Origin of the sequence: Erwinia sp. MYb416, assembly GCF_037479575.1 — a bacterium.
GTDB lineage: Bacteria > Pseudomonadota > Gammaproteobacteria > Enterobacterales > Enterobacteriaceae > Erwinia > Erwinia rhapontici.
On the sequence record NZ_JBBGYT010000156.1, the window covers coordinates 1,648 to 2,820 of the forward strand.

A 1,173-nucleotide genomic window follows, 5' to 3' on the forward strand; every position below is an offset into this window, starting at 1 on the left:
CATCGGCGTCCAGGCGAAAATAATAATGAATGAAAACTCTGATGTCCTGTACCGGCTGCTGGTACAAAGCGTGGTTGATTACGCAATTTATATGCTTTCTCCGGATGGAACCGTCGTTAACTGGAATCCGGGGGCACAGCGTGCCAAGGGGTATCTGCCTGCTGAGATTGTCGGGAAGCACTTTAGCTGCTTTTACAGCTATGAAGATCGCCAAAAAGGCCTGCCTGAGCTTGGGTTGCGTACTGCGCGTGAGAGTGGCCGCTTTGAGACGGAGGGCTGGCGCTATCGCAAAGACGGCAGCGCCTTCTGGGCCCATGTGGTCATTGATGCCATCCGCAGCGAGAGTGGCGAGTTACTCGGTTTCGCCAAAATTACCCGTGATTGTACTGAACAACAACGGCTACTGAGCGAGCAGCGTGCGCAAGAACAGCGTTTCCGCCTGCTGGTGGAAGGGGTGACCGACTACGCTATTTACATGCTGGATGCGGAAGGCCTGGTGGTGAACTGGAATGCAGGCGCCCGCCGTTCTAAAGGCTATACCGCTGAAGAGATTGTCGGTAAGCACTTTTCCTGTTTTTACAGCTCGCAGGACCGGTTGAATAAACTGCCGGAACAGAACCTGAAAACGGCCTATCGCACCGGGCGTTTTGAAGAGCAGGGCTGGCGTTACCGTAAAGACGGTAGCGCGTTCTGGGCGCATGTGGTCATTGATGCGGTACATGACGATGACGGCAAGCTGCTTGGCTACGCCAAAATTACCCGCGACTGCACCGAGCAGCGCCGTATGCAGCGCGAACAAACCGAACGCGAGCAGACATTCCGCCTGCTGGTGGAAGGGGTGAAAGATTACGCCATCTATATGCTGGACCCGCGTGGCATGGTGATGAACTGGAATACCGGTGCACGACGTGCGAAAGGTTATACCGCTGAGGAGATCGTCGGAAAGCACTTTTCCTGCTTCTACAGCGCTCAGGATCGCCTGTTGCAACTGCCCGAAACCAATTTAAAAATAGCCGCCATCAGCGGGCGTTTCGAAGATTACGGCTGGCGCTACCGCAAAAATGGCAGCGCCTTCTGGGCTCATGTGGTGATCGATGCGATCCGTAATGACGACGATCAACTGATCGGCTTTGCCAAGATCACCCGCGACTGCACCGAAGTCCGTGAGTACGA

Annotated in this window: 1 protein-coding gene; it reads left to right on the plus strand. The window is 54.8% G+C overall.

Going from position 1 to position 1,173, the window contains the following annotated elements; genetic code table 11:
* Positions 1-25: 25 nt before the first annotated feature.
* Positions 26-1,173: PAS domain-containing protein (locus tag WH277_RS01500; protein WP_339503967.1), on the plus strand; the 1,148-nt coding region annotated here is incomplete at its 3' end.